A 20,728-nucleotide genomic window follows, 5' to 3' on the forward strand; every position below is an offset into this window, starting at 1 on the left:
AAAAAGCCCCGCTTTCGGTAACCGAAAGCGGGGCTTTTTATTGAGCTAGCGGATTACTCGGCCAGCTTGAAGGTGATGAAACTTGCACGGCCCTGACGCAGCACGCGCATCGACACCGAGCGATTCTTCGGCAACGCTTTGGCGATGTCGGTGAATTCCTTGGTGGAGTTGATCGCCTGGTTGTTCAGGTGGGTGATCACGTCGCCCGGCTGCAGGCCGATCAAGGCGGCTGGGCCGTCCTGGACTTCTTTGATCACAACACCGCTCTTGAGGTCGAAGCTCTTCTTCTGCTCGTCGGTCAACTCAACCACGGCAATGCCCAAGCGATTGCTGCTGCGCTCAACGCCTGGCTTGGCGTTGCCCAGTGCGTCCAGGGTTGCACCCTCTTCCGGGATCGCGCCGACGGTCAGCTCAACGGTCTGGCGCTTGCCGTCACGAATCACTTCCAGCTTGGCTTTGCTGCCGGCTTTCAGAGCGCCTACCAGATGCGGCAGGTCGGCGGACATGACGATCGGCTGGCCATTCATGCTCAGGATCACGTCGCCCACTTGCAGGCCGCCCTTGGCAGCCGGGCCGTCGTCCTGAATCTGCGCGACCAAGGCACCGGCCGGCTTGTCGAGGCCGAACGATTCAGCCAGGTCTTTGTTCACTTCCTGGATCACCACACCCAACCAGCCACGGCTGACTTTGCCGCCGCTTTTGAGCTGGTTGGAAACGTCCATGGCCACGTCGATCGGGATGGCGAAGGACACGCCCATGAAACCACCGGAACGGGTGTAGATCTGCGAGTTGATCCCCACCACTTCGCCCGCCAGGTTGAACAGCGGACCACCGGAGTTACCCGGGTTGATCGGCACGTCGGTCTGGATGAACGGTACGTAGTTTTCATTTGGCAGGCTGCGACCGATGGCGCTGACGATACCCTGGGTCACGGTATGGTCGAAGCCAAACGGTGAACCGATCGCAACCACCCATTGCCCGGCTTTAAGGTCCTGGGATTTACCCAGTTTCAGTACGGGCAGGTCTTTACCTTCGATTTTCAGCAAAGCCACGTCGGAACGCGGATCGGTGCCCACCAGCTTGGCTTTCAACTCACTGCGGTCGGCCAGGCGCACGAGAATTTCGTCAGCGTCGGCAATCACATGGTTATTGGTGAGGATGTAGCCGTCTGGCGAAATAATGAAGCCCGAGCCCAGGGACTGCGCCTCACGCTGCCCGCCACCGCCGCCACGCGGGGATCGTTGTTGCGGCATACCGCGCTCAAAGAACTCGCGCAGCATGGGCGGCAAGCCTTCCAGGTCAGGCATCTGCTGGTTCGAGACTTTGCGATCCGGCAGCTTCTGCGTGGTACTGATATTCACCACGGCAGGCGAAGCCTGCTCCACCAATTGGGTGAAGTCAGGCAGCTCGGCCGCTTGCGCGGACACTGCCTGACCCAGCACCAATACCGTGGCGACTATGGTTAGGTAAGACTTCAAACGTGGTATCGACATACAGCTCCCGTTACGACGAGCAGGGTTGAGCGACAGGGTTCAAGAAACGCCGAAAACTTCGACCGGCATTTTTGTTCCGCGAACAAAATAAGGTCAGAGCCGACAAGCTCTGACCTATAAAAAACATGGGGATGTTTTGCAAGTGAAAATACTGATCCAGAAATTTCATGCTCTCAGCCCCCAACCGCGCAAAGGCTCACATTGAAAGGTCAGGATGAACATAGGATTAACGACTCATGGCTTGGCGGCGGTCTTTTCGCCGCGCACCGACAGCGCGATGCGTTCGGCGGTGCCGATGGGGATTTCGCCTACAACCGTCACCATGACTTCGCCATCGACCGTGTTCAGACGGCGCGACACGGCCACAGTTGGGCCAAGCTGCGTGCGTGTTTCGCTCACACTCGCACCGTCGGTGGACTCAAGAAACACTGAGAAACGTGCAAGCCCGTCGTCGTACATCAGACTGTCGACAGTGGCGTGGGTCTGAGTATCTTTTCGCGAGACGCTGTTGGTGAGCTGAAAACCTGGAGGCAACCAGTCCAGATGCCATGCGTGGGTGGCGGGCACCTCGGGTGCTTTGGTGCTGGAAACAGCCACAGGTGAGCATTCGCTGCTGGGCAGTAAGTCATGATCTGATGGCGCAGCCGAAGTGTTCAGTCGAGTGAACTGGAAGCGCTCCAACAACTGACCCTGCTCATTGAGTAACAGGGACTTTAGCGGCAGCGCGGTTTCACGATCCAGGTGCAACTCAAAGCCATATCGGTATTGATCACGGGGAGTAATTGACACAATCACCGCATTCCGACCGGCCACGCGAGATTTGCCAATGACGGCCAGTTCGTAGAATTGAGTTAGTTTTTGCGGATCCAGAGCGCGCGAAGGCGCATCAGGCGAGTTGCCAAGGCCGGCAACCAAGGTGCCACTGACACACTGCGTGCGTCCATCTACGCGCACCAGTTCCTGGGCAGAGCCGTCGAGTTGCAACAGCCGCTCGCGGACGTGACCGTCCTGGACGCGATGCCAGATGTCATGGGTAGAGAAACTGCCGTTACGCTCGTAGACGAACGTACCTGCAAAGCTTTGCTGCTGTTCTGCACGCCCAAGTCGAGTCAGCCAGTCTTGGGCTTCGTCGGCATGGGCGGATAGTGCAAAACAACCACTGAGCAAAAGCGTAAGGAGCGGTATGGCGCGCATAGTGCCCCTTAGCGGTTTAGCGGTTTTCCAGGCTGGCTGCACGAGCGTATGGCAGAGCGCTTTCAGTGCCTTTCAAGGCCGATTCCTGTGCGTGTTGGCGCAGGTAGCCTGGAAGACGCTGGTCCTGCCAGCCGGATTGCCCTTGAAGTACGCCGTTGGCCATAGGGCCGGTGGCATCAGAGCTTTCCTTGTAGCCGGCCAGTACCGCTGGGCCTTTGACTTGCGGACCGGCCATGACCGGTTGCTGAGTCTGCTGGGCCAGTTCGGCACCGGCAATTTCGTCCTGGTTGTACAGGCGAACACCGGCCAACACGGCAACAGTCACCGAGGCAGCTACTGCCAGGCGACCCAGGCTACGCCATGGACCACGAGCAGCTTTTGCCGGAACGGCTTCATCGGCCAACGCGGCAGAAACGGCCGCAGCAATATCCAGACGAGGGATTAAAAGATCCTTGTGCATCACCGCCCGAGCGACTTGGTAACGAGACCAGGTATCACGGGTTTCGGCATCATCAAATGCGTTGAGCACCCGACGAAGTTCCAGTTCATCCGCTTCGTTATCCATCACTGCGGACAGCGATTCCTGCAGGGCATCACGACTCATGGCGGTTCCTCTCTTGGCTGTCGCCGCTGTCTTTAGTTTTCCTGCAACAACGGTTGCAAGGCTTTGTCGATGGCTTCCCGGGCCCGGAAAATCCGTGACCTTACAGTCCCCACCGGACATTGCATGACGCTCGCAATGTCTTCGTAACTGAGACCATCGAATTCACGTAAAGTTAACGCCGTACGCAAATCTTCTGGCAGTTGCTGAATAGTGCGATGAACGGTGCCTTCGATCTCGTCGCGCAGCAAAGCACGTTCCGGCGACTCGAGATCTTTGAGGCCGTGATCACCATCGTAAAATTCTGCATCTTCTGAACTTACATCACTGTCCGGTGGGCGGCGGCCGCGAGACACCAGATAGTTCTTCGCCGTGTTAATGGCGATGCGGTACAGCCACGTGTAAAACGCACTGTCACCGCGAAAATTGCCAAGTGCACGGTACGCCTTGATAAAGGCTTCCTGTGCAACGTCCTGCGCTTCATGGGTGTCGTGCACAAACCGCACGATCAACCCGAGAATTTTGTGCTGGTATTTCAGCACTAGCAGATCAAATGCTCGCTTGTCGCCACGTTGAACGCGCTCGACCAGCTGCTGATCCTCTTCCTGGGTTAGCATGAACACTCCTCGTTGTACTCGCAGGAGGCTTGCATAACTAAACGATCAGGCTTGCAAACATAGACTAGGACTTCTCGCAAAAGTTCTCCCCCTCCAAGCAAGTTTCCGGCATGCACTGATTTGGCACACACGAAAAACGCAGCACGGGCTAGGCCGGCTGCGCGAATAATCTTGTCGCCGGTTTTCTGACGCGTCCAATGCTCCCGACGGGCCAATAAACTCAACGTTTTCCCAGCTTTCGGGCAACCTGCTATTGAGTCGGGGCTCATGCAAAAAGTTCCCATCTCAATAGCCGGCCCATATGACCCCAGCTGTGCACCGTAATTTCACTTTGCCACGAATGCCCGACTATTGTGCCGCTCCCCCCCTCTATATACTAGTGGCCCGTGTGACCCTTTGATTCGCCGATCCAGGCGTCCTGTTTGCGCCAGCCCTTTGGATCGCTTTTTGCGGAATCCTTCAAATGAGCCAACAGTTTCAACACGATGTTCTGGTGATCGGTAGCGGTGCGGCCGGCTTGAGCCTGGCACTCACCCTCCCCAGCCACCTGCGCATTGCGGTCCTGAGCAAGGGCGACCTGGCCAATGGCTCGACATTCTGGGCCCAAGGCGGTGTCGCCGCGGTACTGGACGACACCGACACAGTGCAATCCCACGTCGAAGACACCCTTAACGCCGGCGGCGGCCTGTGCAACGAGGACGCGGTGCGCTTCACCGTCGAGCATAGCCGCGAAGCCATCCAATGGCTGATCGACCAGGGCGTGCCGTTCACCCGCGACGAACACGCGGGCAGCGATGACGGCGGATTCGAGTTCCACCTGACCCGCGAAGGTGGCCACAGCCATCGCCGCATCATCCACGCCGCCGATGCTACTGGCGCCGCCATCTTCAAGACCCTGCTCGAGCAAGCCCGCCAACGCCCCAACATCGAATTGCTGGAGCAACGCGTCGCCGTCGACCTGATCACCGAAAAGCGTCTGGGCCTGGACGGCGAACGCTGCCTCGGCGCCTACGTGCTCAACCGCGCCAGTGGCGAAGTGGACACCTACGGCGCACGCTTCACCATTCTCGCCTCAGGCGGTGCCGCCAAGGTCTACCTCTATACCAGCAACCCCGACGGCGCCTGCGGTGACGGTATCGCCATGGCCTGGCGTTCAGGCTGTCGGGTGGCCAATCTGGAATTCAACCAGTTCCACCCCACCTGCCTGTATCACCCGCAAGCCAAGAGCTTCCTCATCACCGAAGCCCTGCGCGGTGAAGGTGCGCACCTGAAACTTCCCAACGGCGAGCGCTTCATGCAGCGCTTCGACCCCCGCGCCGAACTGGCGCCACGGGATATCGTGGCCCGCGCCATCGACCACGAAATGAAGCGCCTGGGCATCGACTGCGTCTACCTCGACATCAGCCACAAGCCCGAAGCCTTCATCAAGACGCACTTTCCCACCGTCTATGAGCGCTGCCTGGCGTTCAACATCGATATCACCAAAGGCCCGATCCCGGTGGTCCCGGCCGCGCACTACACTTGCGGTGGCGTGATGGTCGACCAACACGGTCGCACCGACGTGCCCGGCCTGTATGCGATCGGCGAAACCAGCTTCACCGGCCTGCACGGCGCCAATCGCATGGCCAGCAACTCGCTGCTCGAATGTTTCGTCTACGCACGCTCGGCGGCCACCGACATCCTTGAACAGCTACCCCGCATCCCGGTGCCCGCTGCCCTGCCGCGCTGGGACGCCAGCCAGGTGACCGACTCCGACGAAGACGTGATCATCGCCCACAACTGGGACGAACTGCGGCGCTTCATGTGGGACTACGTAGGCATTGTGCGCACCAATAAGCGCCTGGCACGGGCTCAACACCGCGTGCGTTTGCTACTGGACGAAATCGACGAGTTCTACAGCAACTACAAAGTCAGCCGCGATCTGATCGAGTTGCGCAACCTGGCCCAGGTTGCCGAGTTGATGATCCGCTCAGCCATGGAACGCAAGGAAAGCCGCGGCCTGCATTACACCCTCGACTACCCGCAGATGCTGCCCGAAGCCCGCGACACTATTCTGGTGCCAGCCACCTACGGCGACTGAACTTCAAGCGCACCCGCAGGCGCCGGTGCACATCGGCGACCTGCGAATCCATAGGTACACAGACCGAACGCACCCACCACTCGCCCTGCACCCGATAGCGCAGCACCACGATCAGCGGCAACGCCAGGCTGTCCGGACGCAGTTGTACGCTGTGCCAGCCGCGCTCGGCACTGAACAATTGCCAGCCATCTTCGTCACGGCGCAGGCCACGAATCGACGAACGGTGAGTCAGCAGGATATGACGCGGCAACACCCAGGCGGCATGGGCCAGGCACACCAGAATGCCAAGGCTTGCGAAGGGCAAATCGATAAACAACAAGGCACCCAGCGCGAACAAATGGGCAAGCAGGTACGCCGCCAGCAACAGCCGTGAGGCCTGCCAGCGGCATTCGAAGCGATTACTTGGGCTGGACACGATCCAGGATCATCCGAACCATGCGCTGCAACTCCGGGTCTTCAGATTCGGCGCGTTCCATGAACCAACCGAACATGTCCTGGTCTTCGCACGTCAGCAGCCGCACATAGAGATCGCGGTCTACCTTATCCAGCGTCGCGTACACTTCTTTAGTGAACGGCACCAGCAACACATCCAACTCCAGCATGCCACGGCGGCTGTGCCAGTAGAGGCGGTTGATTTCTACATCTTCGACCATGGACTGCTCCTCAAATAGCGCGCAAGTATACAGGCCCAACGGCAGCGGAACACTCGGCTTTGGTCGCCCCATACGGAAACTATCCATTTGCCGGGCGCCCCTCTATGATGCACGCATGACTTTTTGACCTGCGAAGACCCATGGCCGACTCTGCATTTTTCTGCCCCCTGACACACGAAGGCGTCCTTGCCGTCCGCGGCTCCGACGCCGCCAAGTTCCTGCAAGGGCAACTGACCTGCAACCTCAATTACCTGAGCGACACCCAGGCCAGCCTTGGTGCGCGTTGTACGCAAAAAGGCCGCATGCAGTCGAGTTTTCGCATCCTGCTGCAAGGTGACGGCGTGTTGCTGGCCATGGCCACTGAGCTGCTCGAACCGCAACTGGCAGACCTGAAGAAATACGCGGTGTTCTCCAAATCCAAACTCACCGACGAAAGCGCCGCCTGGGCACGCTTTGGTCTCTCGAATGCGGATCAAACCCTGGCCACCCTTGGGCTTGAGCTGCCAACTGAAACCGACAGCGTGGTGCGCACCGACACATTGATTGCCATTCGTGTCTCCCAGAACCGCGCCGAACTCTGGGTGCCTGCCGAACACGCCGAAGGCGTACGCCAGCAATTGGCCAGCCAACTGCAACAAGCTGACTTGAATGACTGGTTGCTCGGCCAGATCCGCGCCGGCATCGGCCAGGTCATGCCGCAGACCCGCGAACTGTTTATCCCGCAGATGCTTAACCTGCAGGCCGTAGGCGGCGTCAGCTTCAAAAAAGGCTGCTACACCGGCCAGGAAATCGTCGCGCGCATGCAGTACCTGGGCAAACTCAAGCGTCGCCTGTATCGCCTGAGCCTCAATGCGGCGCAATTGCCCGAGCCAGGCACTCCGCTGTTCTCGCCCAACCATAACAGCGCGATCGGCGAAGTCGTCATCGCGGCAAAAGCTGACCATTCCATTGAACTTCTGGCCGTGCTGCAAGCCGAAGCTGCCGACAGCGGCGATGTGCACGTCGGCACCCTGGAAGGCCCCGGCTTACAACTGCTCGACCTGCCGTACCTACTGGATCGAGATAAAGAGATCCAGCGTTAATCGCCGCACCTTTTTGCAACACCCTAGAGAGCATGAATGAACAAGCTGGCGGAAAAAGTCCAACAGGCTTTAGTAACGGCCATCGACAACGATGACCTGGTTCTGCCGACATTACCGGAAGTGGCCTTGAACATTCGTCAGGCCGCGGAAGACCCGGAGATCAGCATCAGCCACTTGAGCAAAGTGATCGGTCGCGATACCGCGCTGTCGGCGCGCCTGATCAAAGTGGTGAACAGCCCGCTGCTACGCGCAACCCAGGAAGTCACTGATCTGCATACCGCCATCACGCGGCTGGGCACCAACTACAGCAGCAACCTGGCCATCGGTCTGGTCATGGAACAGATCTTCCACGCCCGCTCCGAAGTCGTCGAACTGAAAATGCGCGAAGTGTGGCGCCGCAGCCTGGAAGTGGCGGGCGTGAGTTATGCCTTGTGCCGCAACCACAGCCACCTCAAGCCGGACCAGGCCGCCCTCGGCGGGCTGGTGCATCAGATTGGCGTGCTGCCGATCCTCACCTACGCCGAAGACCGTTACGAGCTGTTGGCCGACCCGGTCAGCCTCAACCATGTCATCGACAGTATTCACCCGTTGCTGGGTGACAAACTGCTGGGTGTGTGGGATTTCCCGGAAATGCTGGCCAAGCTGCCGGGGCAGTACCTGGATTTGGAGCGTGACTCCCCAAGCCTGGACTACATCGACGTGGTGCAAATCGCCGTACTGTATTGCCACCGAGGCACCGCGCATCCATTGGCCAACGTAGACGTTACCAGCCTGCCGGCGCTCAAGAAGCTGCGCATCGACCCCTACAGCGAAACATTGCGTGCCGAGCTGGATGAAGCGCGCTCGATGTTCTATTGACTACCCCGCGATAAAACTCACCCGCACCTTCAACCCCGCCAATTCACCATCATGCAGGCTGATCTGCGCCAAATGCGCCCGGCAGATCTCGCCGACAATCGCCAGCCCCAAGCCCGAGCCCATGCCCTGCTGGCTGCGGCGGTAGAAACGTTCGAAAACCCGGTCCCGCTCATCCAGCGGGATGCCTGGGCCGTCATCTTCAACTTCCAGGATCGCCGGCGCGGTCACCCGCAGAATCACGTTCCCGCCCGATGGGGTGTGGGCCAGGGCGTTATCCACCAGGTTGCTCAGCAGTTCATTCAGCAAGGTCGGCTCACCGCGCAGCCACACCGGTTCGTCCGCCTCCAATGCCAGGGCAACGCCCCGCGCGTGGGCCAGCGGCGCCATGGCCATGCCCAGTTCCCGCGCCAGCTGGCTGAGGTCAAGCAATTGCGCACCGCCCTCGGCAATCGCCCGCGCGCCGTTTTCGATGCGTGCCAAGGACAGCAATTGGTTGGCCAAGTGGGTCAGACGGTCGGTGCCTTGGGCTGCGGTTTCCAAGGTACTGCGCCACGTCGCCGGGTCGCTGCTGCGCAGGCCCAGCTCAAGCCGGGCCTTGAGCGCCGCCAGCGGGGTGCGCAATTCGTGGGCGGCGTCGGCGATAAACTGCGCCTGGCGCTCGAACTGGCCGCGCAAGCGCTCGGTGAAATGATTAAGCGAGCGCACTAACGGGCCGAACTCATGCTGCACCTCCACCAGCGGCAGCGGGCGCAAGTCGTCGGGCTGGCGTTCTTCCACGGCGGTGCGCAGGCGTTCCAGCGGGCGCAGTGCCGCACTCACGGCAAACCACACCAGCAATAACGCACCGACCGCCAGCATGCCCAGGCGCAGCAGAGTGTCGGCCATCAGGCTGCGAGCCATGCTCTCGCGAGCTTCGTCAGTTTCGGCCACGCGAATTTCCGCCATGCCGTTCATGTTCGGCTCTGACACCGCCTTGAGCAGGCTGACCACCCGCACATGCTGGCCCTGGTACATGGCGTTGTAGAACCGCGCCAACGCCGGGTAATCATCGGTGCGCGGCGTGCCCGGCGGTGGGCCAGGGAGGTTTTCGTAGCCGGAGATCAATTTTCGGTCGATGTCATTGACCTGATAATAGATCCGCCCGGCACTGTCGTAGGCGAAGGTATCCAGCGCCACATAAGGCACATTGGCACTCAGGGTACCGTCCACCTGGGTCAACCCGGCGGCGATGGTGCGCGCAGAAGCCAGCAAAGTGCGGTCATAGGCGGTGTCGGCGGCTTCGCGGCCATTCCAGTAAGCACTCATGCCGCTGGCGAGCATCAGCACCACCAGCAGCAGCGCCAGGTTCCACAGCAGCCGCCAGCGCAGGCTGCTGGGCTTATGCATCACGGGCTTCCAGCAAATAGCCAAGGCCACGGAAGGTCACGATGGCGATGGGCTGGCCGTCGAGTTTCTTGCGCAGGCGGTGCACGTAGATTTCAATCGCGTCGGGGCTGGCTTCCTCGTCCAGGCCGAACACCTGGGAAGCCAGTTGCTCCTTGCTCATCACGCGGCCGGGCCGCGCGATCAGCGCCTCAAGCACCGCCTGCTCGCGAGAGGTCAACGTCATCAGCTCGCCGCCCACGGTGAAACGCCGGGTATCCAGGTCGTAGACCAGCACGCCGCACGCCTGCTGACGCTCGCCGCCAAGCACGCTACGGCGCAGCAGCGCCTTGACTCGCGCTTCCAGCTCGGTCAACTCGAAGGGCTTGGCCAGGTAGTCATCAGCGCCCAGGTTCAGGCCATGCACACGGTCTTTTACATCACTGCGCGCCGTCAACATCAGCACTGGCAGATTTTTCCCACGCGCCCGCAGACGCGCCAACACCTCAAAACCATCCATGCGCGGCAGCCCCACATCGAGGATCACCACCGCATATTCCTCGCTGCTCAAGGCCAGGTCCGCGGCCACGCCGTCGTGCAGTACGTCGACGGTCAAACCCGTGCTCTTGAGCGCTTGGGCAACACTTTCGGCGAGTTGCAGATGGTCTTCAACCAAGAGGACACGCATGGATTTTCACCTCGTTCGGGCATGGTCGACGCCACGCTTTGGCGGGCAGTTTACAGGCGCCGCCTGCCCTGTGAAGCCCGAAAACCTTGAAAGGCAGCTGAAAGGTTAGTGAAAGCTTCGCCCTTTAGCATCCAGCAACGGTGGGTAATGCCCGCCGAGCTACCTGATCCGTAGCGATCGAAAAGCGCCTCGAAGCGTTTTCGCCAGAATAAGAACAATAACGGAGTACACCACGATGCTGTCGACCCAGCCCCAGGCTTGCCCGCCTGTGCGTTTTTCCCGTCTTGCCAAGACCGCCCTTGCCAGTGCCACCGCCCTTGCCGGTTTTTCGCCGCTTTCCCAGGCTGCCTTCTTTGAAGACAGTAGCGCGACCCTGGAAACCCGCAATATGTACTTCAACCGCGACTTTCGCGACGGCACCAGCGCGCAGCAATCCAAGCGCGACGAATGGGCTCAGGGCTTCATGCTCAACCTGCAATCGGGCTACACCGACGGCACCGTCGGCTTTGGTGTGGACGCGCTGGGCATGCTTGGGGTCAAGCTCGACTCCAGCCCCGACCGCACAGGTTCTGGCTTGCTGCCCACTGACAACGGCCGCGCTGTCGACGACTACGCCAAACTCGGCCTGACCGGCAAAGTGAAGATCTCCGCCACCGAACTCAAGATCGGTGCGCTGATCCCCGAACTGCCGACCCTCAAGCCCAACGACGGCCGCATCCTGCCGCAGACCTTCAACGGTGGCTTGCTGACCTCCAAAGAATTCAAGAACCTGGTGTTTACCGGCGGCCGCCTGGACAAAGCCAAAGACCGCGATTCCACTGACTACGAAGAAATCGCCCTCAATAACAAGAACAGCCGTTTCGTCAGCGGCGCTACCGGCAAGCACTTCAACTTCGGCGGCGTTGACTACAAGTTCGCCGACAAGATCACCGGCAGTTACCACTTCGCCCAACTCGATGACGTGTACCGCCAGCACTTTCTCGGCCTGGTTGCCTCGCGCCCGCTCGGCCCCGGCACCTTCGGCACCGACCTGCGCCTGGCCATCAGTGATGACACGGGCGCGGCCCATGGCGGCAAGATCGACAACAGATCCCTCAACGGCCTGTTCAGCTATGCCCTCAATGGCCATAAGCTCAGCGCCGGCTACCAGCACATGTCCGGCGACAGCGCCTTTCCGTATGTGGATGGGGCCGACCCGTACCTGGTCAACTTCGTACAGATCAACGACTTTGCCGGCGCCGAAGAACGCTCCTGGCAAGCGCGCTACGACTACGATTTCGCCAAGCTGGGCATTCCCGGCTTGAGCTTCATGAGCCGTTACCTGTCGGGTGACAACATCAAGCTCAAGAACGGCGAGACCGGCAAGGAGTGGGAACGCAACAGCGAGATCCGCTACATCGTACAAAGTGGCACGTTCAAGGATGTCGCGTTTCGCCTGCGTAATGCCACGTACCGCTCCAACTACTCGGCCCGTGATGCGGATGAAGTACGCGTGCTGGTCAGCTATAGCGTCGCACTTTGGTAGTAGCCCCTAAATAACAACAAGACGGAGATTCAAATGACCTATTCACTGCGTAAATTGGCCCTCGCCGCCGGCTGCATGTTGTTCGCCGGCCAACTGCTGGCCGCCGACGAACCCAAACGCCCGGAATGCATCGCCCCAGCCTCCCCCGGCGGTGGTTTTGACCTGACCTGCAAACTGGCGCAAAGCGCGTTGGTCAATGAGAAGCTGCTGAGTAAACCGATGCGTGTGACCTACATGCCCGGCGGCGTGGGCGCGGTGGCCTATAACGCGGTGGTAGCACAGCGCCCAGCGGACGGCGGCACACTGGTGGCCTGGTCCAGCGGTTCGCTGTTGAACCTGGCCCAGGGCAAGTTCGGCCGTTTTGATGAAAGCGCCGTGCGTTGGTTGGCAGCGGTCGGCACCAGCTACGGTGCCATCGCAGTGAAAAGCGATTCGCCCTACAAGACCCTCGACGATCTCGTCAAAGCCTTGAAGAAAGATCCGGGCAGCGTGGTGATCGGTTCCGGCGGCACCGTAGGCAGCCAGGACTGGATGCAAACCGCCCTGATCGCCAAGGCCGCCGGCATCAACCCGCGCGAACTGCGTTATGTCGCCCTCGAAGGCGGCGGTGAAATCGCCACCGCCCTGCTCGGCGGCCACATCCAGGTGGGCAGCACCGACATCTCCGACTCCATGCCGCACATCCTCAGCGGTGACATGCGCCTGCTAGCGGTGTTCGCCGAAGAGCGCCTGGACGAGCCGGAAATGAAGAACATTCCGACCGCCAAAGAGCAAGGCTACGACATCGTCTGGCCAGTGGTCCGCGGTTTCTACCTCGGGCCAAAAGTCAGCGATGCCGACTACGCCTGGTGGAAAGAAGCGTTCGACAAACTGCTGGCCTCCGAAGAGTTCGCCAAGCTGCGTGACCAGCGCGAGCTGTTCCCGTTTGCCATGACCGGCCCGGAGCTCGACACCTACGTGAAGAAACAGGTGGCTGACTACAAAGTGCTGGCCAAAGAGTTCGGCCTGATCCAGTAATCGCCCCTCTTTTGCACGGCTGCGCCCTCTTTAACGGGCGGCGCGGCCCAGGAGTTCCACATGCTCTTACAACGCATTTTCGCCTCGGTGATGCTGCTGGTCTGCGCCGGCCTGGCACTGATGGCCTGGCCGTATCAGGCGGCGTTTTCCTACGAGCCGGTCGGCCCACGTGCCTTTCCGCTGCTGATGCTCGGCCTGATGAGCCTGGGCCTGATCTACATGATCTTTCGCCCGCAGCCAACCAAGCACACCGAAGAAGAACCCGCGCTGGACCGCGAAACCCTGATCAAGATCAGCCTTTGCGTCGCGCTGCTGATCGTGTTCGCCGGCACTTTCGAGCCATTGGGCTTCATCCTCAGCAGCATGTTGATCGGCATTCCAATGGCACGCCTGTATGGCGGCCGCTGGTTGCCCAGCGTAGTGATCGTCACCCTCATGGCTATCGGCCTGTACCTGCTGTTCGACAAGGCCATGGATGTACCGCTGCCCCTCGGCCTGCTTGAAGTTCTGGAGAACTGATATGGATACGTTCAGCTATTTGGGCCAGGGCTTCGGCGTTGCACTGACCCCTTACAATCTGGTGACCGCGCTGTGTGGCACCCTGATCGGCACCGTGGTCGGCCTGTTGCCGGGCCTGGGCCCGATCAATGGCGTGGCCTTGTTGATCCCCATCGCGTTCGCGTTGGGCCTGCCGCCGGAATCGGCGCTGATCCTGCTCGCGGCTGTGTACCTGGGCTGCGAATACGGCGGCCGTATCAGCTCGATCCTGCTCAACATCCCGGGCGAAGCTTCTACCGTAATGACTACCCTCGACGGCTACCCGATGGCCCGCAAAGGCCTGGCCGGTGTGGCGTTGTCGCTGTCAGCATGGAGTTCGTTCATCGGCGCGTTTATCGCCACCTGCGGCATGGTGCTGTTTGCGCCGCTGCTGGCCAAATGGGCGATTGCCTTCGGCCCGGCGGAATATTTCGTACTGATGGTGTTCGCGATTGTCTGCCTGGGCGGCATGGCCGGTGACAAACCGCTGAAGACGTTTGTTGCAGCGCTGATCGGCCTGTTCCTCTCGGCCGTGGGCATCGATGCCAACAGCGGCGTGTACCGTTTTACCGGCGACAACATCCACCTCACCGACGGCATCCAGTTTGTGGTGTTGGTACTGGGCCTGTTCTCCATCAGCGAAATCCTGTTGCTGCTGGAAAAAACCCACCGTGGCCAGGAAGCCGTGAAAACCACTGGGCGCATGATGTTCAACGTCAAGGAAGCCGCATCAGTGTTTGTCGTGAACATTCGTTGCGGCGTGCTCGGCTTTATCATGGGTGTCTTGCCGGGTGCCGGCGCGACCTTGGCCAGTGCCGTGGCCTACATGACCGAGAAGCGCATCGCCGGCGCCTCGGGCGAATTCGGTAAAGGTGATAAACGCGGTCTGGCTGCACCGGAAACTGCGATCGGCGCGGCCGCTTGTGGCGCTCTGGTCCCCATGTTGACTCTCGGCGTGCCAGGTTCTGGCACCACCGCAGTGATGATCGGCGCCCTGTCGCTGTACAACATCACCCCCGGCCCGCTGTTGTTCCAACAACAGCCGGACATCGTCTGGGGCCTGATCGCTTCGTTGTTTGTCGCCAACATCATGCTGGTGATCCTTAACATCCCGATGATCCGCATCTTCACGCGCATCCTCGCCGTGCCGAACTGGGCGCTGGTGCCGGTGATCGCCATCATCACCGCCATCGGTGTGTACGCGGTTCACGCCACCACCTTCGACCTGTTCCTGATGGTCGGCATCGGCATCTTCGGTTACATCCTGCGCAAGCTGGACTTCCCGCTGTCGCCGGTACTGCTGGGCTTTATCCTCGGTGGCCTGATGGAGCAGAACCTGCGCCGCGCGCTGTCGATCTCCAACGGTGCGCTGGAAATACTCTGGTCCAGCCCGATCACCTTTGGCGTGTGGGTGCTGACGGCGATCATGTTGTTCGTGCCGCTGCTGCGTATCTGGCGTAAACGTGCCCAACAGCGTCGCGCCCTGGCCGATGTCTGAGGTCACCTTTAAACAATGGTGGGCAACACCGCTGGTCGGCCTGGCCGGCGGTTACCTGGCCAGCCTCGTCGGCTGGCCTTTGCCGTATATGGTCGGCTCGTTGCTGGCGATCATCCTGGTGCGTTGCCTCACGCCGTGGCAGTTGGCGGAGATTCCCGGCGGGCGCAAATGTGGCCAATGGGTCGTAGGCATCGGCATCGGCCTGCACTTCACGCCGGTGGTGATCGAACAGGTAATGAGCCACTTCGGGCTGATTTTCTTCGGTGCGCTGATCACCAGCCTGTCGAGCGTGGTCGGCGTGTGGTTGATGCGCCGCAGCGGCGAAGACCGCGCCACCGCGTTTTTCTCCAGCATGCCGGGCGGTTCCGGTGAAATGGTCAACCTCGGCGCCCGTAATGGCGCAGTGCTCAGCCGTGTCGCAGCGGGGCAAAGTTTGCGTGTGCTGGTGGTGGTGCTGTGTGTGCCGGCGATCTTCAAGTACTTGCTCGAAGGCGGCACGCCGCAGTTTCACCCGGCGCCAGTGAGTTGGGGTTGGCTGGCGCTGCTGTTCCCGCTGGGCGCGCTGGTGGCTTGGGGCTGGCAGCGTTTACGTCAGCCAAACCCGTGGTTGTTCGGGCCACTATTGGTCAGCGCGACTGCCAGTGTTGTCTGGGACTTGCATTACGGCCTGCCGGACGGCGGCAGCCAGATCGGCCAGTGGCTGATCGGCAGCGGCCTGGGCTGCCACTTCAACCGTCAGTTCTTCCGTCGTGCGCCGTCGTTCATGGGCCGTACCTTGATCGGCACCGCCTTGACCATGGCGCTTGCGACGTTGGCGGCGGTGGGCTTGAGCGCGCTGACGCAGCTGGATTTGCGCTCACTCACCCTGGGCATGATGCCGGGCGGCATTGCCGAAATGAGCCTCACGGCAGAGACTTTGCAGCTGTCGGTGCCTTTGGTAACGGCAATGCAGGTAATGCGCTTGTTGTTTGTGCTGTTTTTGGCTGAGCCGTTGTTCAGGCACTGGAATCGTCAGCCGGAAAAAATCTAAGCCTTCACAAAATTCCAATGTGGGAGCTGGCTTGCCTGCGATAGCGGTGGTTCAGTCAATAAATGTATCGGCTGACAGACCGTCATCGCAGGCAAGCCAGCTCCCACATTAGTTTGTGACTAACCTTTAGAGTGGCGGCAACCGCCACTCAATCGGCGTCTCGCCATTCTGCTCAAGAAACTTGTTGGTACGACCGAAGTGCCCACACCCCAAAAACCCGCGATACGCCGACAGCGGCGACGGGTGCACCGAGGTCAGCACCAGGTGCTTGGTCGCATCCACCAGCTTTTGCTTGCCTTGCGCATGGGCGCCCCACAACAGGAACACCAGGTGCGGCTGGTGCTCGCTGACCACTTCGATCACACGATCGGTAAAGAACTGCCAACCCTTGCCCGCGTGGGCATTGGCATTCGCGCGCTCCACGGTCATGGTGGTGTTGAGCATCAGCACGCCCTGGTCGGCCCAGCTTTGCAGGCAGCCGTGGTTGGGAATGTCGATGTTCAGGTCGCGCTTGAGCTCTTTATAGATATTGACCAGTGACGGCGGCGTCGGCACGCCCGGTTGTACCGAGAAGCACAAGCCATGAGCCTGGCCGGGGCCGTGGTACGGGTCCTGGCCGAGGATCACCACCTTGACCTTGTCCAAAGGCGTTGAATTGAGCGCGTTGAAAATCAACGGGCCAGGCGGGTAAATCTCTTTGCCGGCGGCATGTTCCTGGCGCAGGAACTCGCGTAGTTCGGCCATGTAGGGCTTGTCGAACTCATCCCGCAGGGCGTGTTTCCAGCTGGGTTCGAGTTTGATGCGGTCGCCTTCGGTCATGGTGTGTTCATCGTGTAAAAAAGAATGGGCGAACCCTAGGAAAGCCGACCCCGCTTGTCAATTGATCTGACACATCATCGGCACTTTCCTTTGAAGCGTTCATACTGAACCTTCACTTTCTCGATTGAGGTCACGATGAACCTGCACTTCGAAGAGCTGACCGGCAGCGACGGTGCCCGCCTCGGCATCGCCAGCCTGGACGCGGAAAAATCCCTCAACGCACTGTCCCTGCCCATGATCCTGGCCTTGGACGAACGCCTGGAGGCCTGGGCCAAAGACCCGAATATCGTGTGTGTACTGCTGTGCGGCAATGGCCCCAAAGCCTTTTGCGCCGGTGGCGAAGTCCGCAGCCTGGCCCAGGCCTGCCGTGAACTCCCCGGCGAAGTGCCCGCCCTGGCCGCGCAGTTCTTCGCCGCTGAATACCGCCTCGACTACCGCCTGCACACCTACCCCAAACCGCTGATCTGCTGGGGGCACGGTTATGTGCTCGGCGGTGGTATGGGCCTGCTGCAGAGCGCTTCGGTGCGTATCGTCACGCCGAGCAGCCGCCTGGCCATGCCCGAGATCAGCATCGGCTTGTACCCGGATGTGGGGGCCAGTTGGTTCCTGTCGCGGTTACCGGGCAAGCTGGGGTTATTCCTTGGCCTCACCGGCGCCCATATCAACGGCCGCGATGCGTTGGACCTGGGCCTGGCCGACCGTTTCCTGCGCGATGACCAGCAGGAAGCGTTGATAGATGGCCTGCTGCAATTGAACTGGCAGGAACAAACCGCGATGCAGCTCAACAGCCTGCTCAAGGCGCTCGCCCAGGAAGCCGTCGACCAGCAACCCGAAGCGCAATGGCTGCCGCGCCGTGCGCAGATCGACGAATGGCTGGATGTGGCTGATGTGCGCTGTGCCTGGCGCGCCTTGAGCCCGTTACGTGAGCACGCCGACCCGCTGTTCAGCCGCGCCGGCAAAAACCTGAGTGAAGGCTGCCCGCTGACCGCGCACCTGGTGTGGGAGCAGATCCAGCGGGCGCGGCACCTGTCGTTGGCCGAGGTGTTCCAGATGGAATACACACTGAGCCTCAATTGCTGCCGTTACCCGGAGTTTGCCGAAGGCGTGCGGGCGCGCTTGATCGACAAGGACCAGACGCCCCATTGGCACTGGCCGGATATCAATACGATCCCGGACGCGGTGGTGCAGGCGCATTTCAACAAGGTGTGGGAAGGCCGGCATCCGCTGGCGGATTTGTCCGATTACTGAAAAGTGTCGCCCACAAAAAACGGCGCTTCCTGCGCCGTTTGCATTCAAGGCCTGTCAGCGGTGACCGCCGCGGCCACCTCCATGATCGCCACCCCGACCGTGCCCGCCTCTGCCGCCGTGATCGCCCCAACCCTGGTTCGGATAAGGCCGGTAACCGCCCCTTGGGCCCGAGGGGTAGTAGCGCGGGGCCGGTTGGTAATAACGCGGCGCCGAGTAGTAACGCGGTGCGGGGGCGTAATAGCGCGGAGCCGGTGCGTAATAACGTGGCGCCGAATAGTACGTGCCACCGCCGTAGTAATACGCCGGCGCCGGCGCGGTGTAGACCTCGGATCGATAGTAGCTACCGCCTCCATCGTAGTAGGGCACACAAGCAGAAAGGGTAAGACCGAGTAAAGCGCTGAGCAGCAGTCGTCGATACATGGCGGCCTCCTGGACCGCGGAAGAGCACCTCCAGCGACGCGGGAGGGCGGCACCCGGCTTTCGCCGAATGACACAGTATCGGACATCGAAAACCAGATCTGGTGCGTTTTGGTAACAACTTGATACATGACCGTAGGCGGTCGATACGATCCGTTGCGCATCCCGGTAACTATCAAGTTACTTTATCGATTCAGTAAATTTTGCTGGCCCGGAACCTTGTCGATTGCGATGATGTCACTATGACATCGCACATGGCCAGGGAGGCTCTATCGTGCGCCCCTCGCCAATATCGCCGGATTAGAGTCATGAAAATTTCAACCAAGCTGCTGCTTTCATTCCTACTGTGCGCACTGGTCACCCTCGGGGTTGGCCTGCTGGGTATCAAAAGCGTCGTGCGCCTTTCCAGCGCATTGGAACTCACGTTCTCCAACAACCTGGTTTCCGTCAGCAACACGGCAAGTACGCTCAATGGTCTGGTCGCCCACAACCGTGGTCTGTACCGTTTGCTGGACGCCAGCAAGGGCGACGTCTCCGCCCAGGACCGCGACCGCGTGACCCAGGACATCGCCAACGAACTCAAACGCAGCCAGAGCGCCTACGCCACCTACCGCGCCACGCCGCTGGCAGACGACGAACGGGCAGCCGGTGACAAGCTCGACCAGATCTGGCCCACCTACATCAGCAACTCCGAGCGCATCGTCGCGATGATGAACGGCGGCCAGCTCGAGCAGGCGCGCGCTCAGCTCAACAGCACCAACAATGAGCTGTTCCGTCAGGCGCGCGAGCTGATCCGTGTGATTATCGATTCCAACAACCGCCAGATCCAGGAAGGCGCCGCCGCCGCCGCCGACCTGCGCAGCAGCGCGTTGACCTGGATGATCAGCGGCATCGTGCTGGCCTTCATCATCGCCCTCATCATTGGCGTGCTGATCACCCGCCTGATCACCCGCCCTATCGCCCAGGCCGTCGAGAGCGCCCAACGCATTGCCAAGGGTGACCTGACCCAAGCCATCATCACCGACCGTACTGACGAAGCCGGAAAATTGTTGATGGCATTGGCCGACATGCAGGGCGGGCTGAAAAGCACGCTGGTGGAAATCGCCAACGCCGCCGACCAGCTCGCCTCCGCCGCTGAAGAACTCAGTGCGGTCACCGACGAAAGCAGCCGTGGCCTCACGCGCCAGAATGACGAAATCCAGCAAGCCGCCACTGCCGTCAACCAGATGACGGCGGCGGTGGATGAAGTGGCAAGCAATGCGGTGTCGACCTCCGAAGCCTCGCGCCAGGCCACCACTGAAGCGGAGGAAGGCCGTGAGCAGGTGGCGCAGGCCGTGTCCGGTATGAGTTCGATGGTGGTCGAGATCAACGATTCGACACAATCGGTGGCCGACCTGGCCAGCCAGGTGCGCGAGATCGGCAAGGTGATCGACGTGATCCGCGGTATCGCCGACCAGACCAACCTGCTGGCCCTTAACGCCGCCATCGAAGCCGCACGCGCGGGTGAGCAAGGCCGTGGTTTTGCGGTGGTGGCCGATGAAGTCCGCGCGCTGGCCCATCGCACCCAGACCTCAACCGTCGATATCGAAAAAATGATCGGCGAAGTGCAGGTCGGCGCCGATGACGCCGTGGCCGCCATGAACAAAAGCCTGACCTGGGCCAACAACACCCAAACCCTGGCGCAAAACGCCGGCGAAGCCCTGGAACGCATTACCGCCAGCGTGGCGAAGATCAACGAACGCAACCTGGTGATCGCCTCGGCTTCCGAGGAGCAGGCCCAAGTGGCCCGCGAAGTGGATCGCAACCTGCTCAACATCCAGGACCTGTCCACCCAGACCGCTGCCGGTGCCAACCAGACCAACGCCTCCAGCCAGGACCTGTCGCGCCTGGCCACCTCATTCAACGTGCTGGTCAGCAAGTTCCAGTTGTAACCGCCTCATTGCAGTGCGCCAACGCACCCGAGTGGCGCACGCACACCCCTCTTCCCCGCCACGCCCGGCCGTAAACCG

Annotated in this window: 20 protein-coding genes; 10 read left to right on the plus strand and 10 right to left on the minus strand. The window is 60.7% G+C overall.

All coding sequences use genetic code 11. The features are described from left to right. Positions 1-53: 53 nt before the first annotated feature. The 4 genes from AB4P96_RS24030 to rpoE form a co-directional block, all read right to left on the minus strand. On the minus strand, positions 54-1,493 hold the full coding sequence (locus AB4P96_RS24030) for a DegQ family serine endoprotease (protein ID WP_017137331.1): 1,440 nt from the start codon (positions 1,491-1,493) through the stop codon (positions 54-56). A 234-nt stretch (positions 1,494-1,727) separates the two neighbouring features. Then, positions 1,728-2,687: a MucB/RseB C-terminal domain-containing protein gene (locus AB4P96_RS24035; RefSeq protein WP_099548637.1), complete on the minus strand. Its 960-nt coding sequence runs from the start codon at positions 2,685-2,687 to the stop codon at positions 1,728-1,730. Positions 2,688-2,703: 16 nt separating this feature from the next. Further along, a complete protein-coding gene (locus AB4P96_RS24040; protein ID WP_034096393.1) occupies positions 2,704-3,291 on the minus strand; it encodes a sigma-E factor negative regulatory protein in 588 nt (195 codons plus the stop codon). Between the two features lie 32 nt (positions 3,292-3,323). Continuing rightward, on the minus strand, positions 3,324-3,905 hold the full coding sequence (rpoE, locus tag AB4P96_RS24045; RefSeq protein ID WP_003172477.1) for an RNA polymerase sigma factor RpoE: 582 nt from the start codon (positions 3,903-3,905) through the stop codon (positions 3,324-3,326). Between the two features lie 463 nt (positions 3,906-4,368). Between rpoE and nadB the strand changes: the two genes are divergently transcribed. Then, the gene (nadB, locus tag AB4P96_RS24050) at positions 4,369-5,985 is read left to right on the plus strand and encodes an L-aspartate oxidase (protein ID WP_017137328.1); all 1,617 of its coding nucleotides are present in this window, start codon (positions 4,369-4,371) and stop codon (positions 5,983-5,985) included. Here nadB and AB4P96_RS24055 read toward each other — a convergent pair. Next, positions 5,954-6,400, minus strand: coding sequence for a protein YgfX (locus AB4P96_RS24055; protein WP_395600153.1), 447 nt, complete (start codon positions 6,398-6,400; stop codon positions 5,954-5,956). The genes nadB and AB4P96_RS24055 overlap by 32 nt on opposite strands. After that, the gene (locus AB4P96_RS24060; RefSeq protein WP_017736358.1) at positions 6,384-6,638 is read right to left on the minus strand and encodes a succinate dehydrogenase assembly factor 2; all 255 of its coding nucleotides are present in this window, start codon (positions 6,636-6,638) and stop codon (positions 6,384-6,386) included. The genes AB4P96_RS24055 and AB4P96_RS24060 overlap by 17 nt, the downstream gene beginning before the upstream one ends. Before the next feature lie 140 nt (positions 6,639-6,778). On the opposite strand from AB4P96_RS24060, the gene AB4P96_RS24065 reads away from it, so the two are divergent. Next, positions 6,779-7,720 carry a folate-binding protein YgfZ gene (locus tag AB4P96_RS24065; protein ID WP_099548636.1) on the plus strand — a complete coding sequence of 314 codons (942 nt, stop codon included), beginning with the start codon at positions 6,779-6,781 and terminating at the stop codon, positions 7,718-7,720. Positions 7,721-7,756: 36 nt separating this feature from the next. Beyond that, complete coding sequence (locus AB4P96_RS24070; protein ID WP_017137324.1) at positions 7,757-8,578, plus strand: HDOD domain-containing protein; 822 nt, start codon at positions 7,757-7,759, stop codon at positions 8,576-8,578. Here the strand turns inward: AB4P96_RS24070 and AB4P96_RS24075 are convergent, their stop codons facing one another. Both AB4P96_RS24075 and AB4P96_RS24080 read right to left on the minus strand, forming a co-directional pair. Then, positions 8,579-9,964 (minus strand): sensor histidine kinase, encoded by a 1,386-nt coding sequence (locus AB4P96_RS24075; RefSeq protein ID WP_017137323.1) that lies wholly within the window; start codon positions 9,962-9,964, stop codon positions 8,579-8,581. Further along, on the minus strand, positions 9,957-10,628 hold the full coding sequence (locus AB4P96_RS24080; protein WP_017137322.1) for a response regulator: 672 nt from the start codon (positions 10,626-10,628) through the stop codon (positions 9,957-9,959). Before AB4P96_RS24080 ends, AB4P96_RS24075 begins: the two co-directional genes overlap by 8 nt. A gap of 235 nt (positions 10,629-10,863) precedes the next feature. On the opposite strand from AB4P96_RS24080, the gene AB4P96_RS24085 reads away from it, so the two are divergent. From AB4P96_RS24085 to AB4P96_RS24105, 5 genes are read left to right on the plus strand one after another with little or no spacing between them, the layout of a single operon-like run. Further along, positions 10,864-12,153 (plus strand): OprD family porin, encoded by a 1,290-nt coding sequence (locus AB4P96_RS24085; protein ID WP_395600154.1) that lies wholly within the window; start codon positions 10,864-10,866, stop codon positions 12,151-12,153. A gap of 33 nt (positions 12,154-12,186) precedes the next feature. Beyond that, positions 12,187-13,170 carry a tripartite tricarboxylate transporter substrate binding protein gene (locus AB4P96_RS24090; protein WP_017137320.1) on the plus strand — a complete coding sequence of 328 codons (984 nt, stop codon included), beginning with the start codon at positions 12,187-12,189 and terminating at the stop codon, positions 13,168-13,170. A 60-nt stretch (positions 13,171-13,230) separates the two neighbouring features. Continuing rightward, positions 13,231-13,689, plus strand: a complete 459-nt coding sequence (locus AB4P96_RS24095; protein WP_099548634.1) for a tripartite tricarboxylate transporter TctB family protein — start codon at positions 13,231-13,233, stop codon at positions 13,687-13,689. 1 nt (position 13,690) lies between these two features. Then, entirely contained in the window at positions 13,691-15,205 is a 1,515-nt protein-coding gene (locus tag AB4P96_RS24100; protein WP_058419550.1) for a tripartite tricarboxylate transporter permease, read from the plus strand. Further along, a complete protein-coding gene (locus tag AB4P96_RS24105) occupies positions 15,198-16,235 on the plus strand; it encodes an AbrB family transcriptional regulator (RefSeq protein ID WP_026013720.1) in 1,038 nt (345 codons plus the stop codon). Before AB4P96_RS24100 ends, AB4P96_RS24105 begins: the two co-directional genes overlap by 8 nt. A gap of 126 nt (positions 16,236-16,361) precedes the next feature. Here the strand turns inward: AB4P96_RS24105 and ung are convergent, their stop codons facing one another. Beyond that, a complete protein-coding gene (ung, locus tag AB4P96_RS24110) occupies positions 16,362-17,054 on the minus strand; it encodes a uracil-DNA glycosylase (protein WP_138453928.1) in 693 nt (230 codons plus the stop codon). Positions 17,055-17,189: 135 nt separating this feature from the next. Here ung and AB4P96_RS24115 point away from each other — a divergent pair, with 135 nt between their 5' ends. Further along, entirely contained in the window at positions 17,190-18,302 is a 1,113-nt protein-coding gene (locus AB4P96_RS24115; protein WP_236460897.1) for an enoyl-CoA hydratase/isomerase family protein, read from the plus strand. Between the two features lie 54 nt (positions 18,303-18,356). Here the strand turns inward: AB4P96_RS24115 and AB4P96_RS24120 are convergent, their stop codons facing one another. Beyond that, complete coding sequence (locus AB4P96_RS24120) at positions 18,357-18,722, minus strand: hypothetical protein (RefSeq protein ID WP_017137314.1); 366 nt, start codon at positions 18,720-18,722, stop codon at positions 18,357-18,359. A gap of 305 nt (positions 18,723-19,027) precedes the next feature. Here AB4P96_RS24120 and AB4P96_RS24125 point away from each other — a divergent pair, with 305 nt between their 5' ends. Next, on the plus strand, positions 19,028-20,650 hold the full coding sequence (locus AB4P96_RS24125) for a methyl-accepting chemotaxis protein (protein WP_395600155.1): 1,623 nt from the start codon (positions 19,028-19,030) through the stop codon (positions 20,648-20,650). Positions 20,651-20,728 lie beyond the last annotated feature (78 nt).

The organism is Pseudomonas sp. B19125, assembly GCF_044218855.1.
Classification (GTDB): domain Bacteria; phylum Pseudomonadota; class Gammaproteobacteria; order Pseudomonadales; family Pseudomonadaceae; genus Aquipseudomonas; species Aquipseudomonas edaphica.

Coding starts and splice junctions, on each gene's coding strand:
- AB4P96_RS24070 (WP_017137324.1), top strand. CDS start 7,757: ATGAACAAGCTGGCGGAAAAAGTCCAACAGGCTTTAGTAACGGCCATC.
- AB4P96_RS24090 (WP_017137320.1), top strand. CDS start 12,187: ATGACCTATTCACTGCGTAAATTGGCCCTCGCCGCCGGCTGCATGTTG.
- AB4P96_RS24035 (WP_099548637.1), bottom strand. CDS start 2,687: ATGCGCGCCATACCGCTCCTTACGCTTTTGCTCAGTGGTTGTTTTGCA.
- AB4P96_RS24065 (WP_099548636.1), top strand. CDS start 6,779: ATGGCCGACTCTGCATTTTTCTGCCCCCTGACACACGAAGGCGTCCTT.
- AB4P96_RS24085 (WP_395600154.1), top strand. CDS start 10,864: ATGCTGTCGACCCAGCCCCAGGCTTGCCCGCCTGTGCGTTTTTCCCGT.
- AB4P96_RS24125 (WP_395600155.1), top strand. CDS start 19,028: ATGAAAATTTCAACCAAGCTGCTGCTTTCATTCCTACTGTGCGCACTG.
- ung (WP_138453928.1), bottom strand. CDS start 17,054: ATGACCGAAGGCGACCGCATCAAACTCGAACCCAGCTGGAAACACGCC.
- AB4P96_RS24030 (WP_017137331.1), bottom strand. CDS start 1,493: ATGTCGATACCACGTTTGAAGTCTTACCTAACCATAGTCGCCACGGTA.
- AB4P96_RS24060 (WP_017736358.1), bottom strand. CDS start 6,638: ATGGTCGAAGATGTAGAAATCAACCGCCTCTACTGGCACAGCCGCCGT.
- AB4P96_RS24075 (WP_017137323.1), bottom strand. CDS start 9,964: ATGCATAAGCCCAGCAGCCTGCGCTGGCGGCTGCTGTGGAACCTGGCG.
- AB4P96_RS24115 (WP_236460897.1), top strand. CDS start 17,190: ATGAACCTGCACTTCGAAGAGCTGACCGGCAGCGACGGTGCCCGCCTC.
- AB4P96_RS24105 (WP_026013720.1), top strand. CDS start 15,198: ATGTCTGAGGTCACCTTTAAACAATGGTGGGCAACACCGCTGGTCGGC.
- AB4P96_RS24120 (WP_017137314.1), bottom strand. CDS start 18,722: ATGTATCGACGACTGCTGCTCAGCGCTTTACTCGGTCTTACCCTTTCT.
- rpoE (WP_003172477.1), bottom strand. CDS start 3,905: ATGCTAACCCAGGAAGAGGATCAGCAGCTGGTCGAGCGCGTTCAACGT.
- nadB (WP_017137328.1), top strand. CDS start 4,369: ATGAGCCAACAGTTTCAACACGATGTTCTGGTGATCGGTAGCGGTGCG.
- AB4P96_RS24095 (WP_099548634.1), top strand. CDS start 13,231: ATGCTCTTACAACGCATTTTCGCCTCGGTGATGCTGCTGGTCTGCGCC.
- AB4P96_RS24040 (WP_034096393.1), bottom strand. CDS start 3,291: ATGAGTCGTGATGCCCTGCAGGAATCGCTGTCCGCAGTGATGGATAAC.
- AB4P96_RS24100 (WP_058419550.1), top strand. CDS start 13,691: ATGGATACGTTCAGCTATTTGGGCCAGGGCTTCGGCGTTGCACTGACC.
- AB4P96_RS24080 (WP_017137322.1), bottom strand. CDS start 10,628: ATGCGTGTCCTCTTGGTTGAAGACCATCTGCAACTCGCCGAAAGTGTT.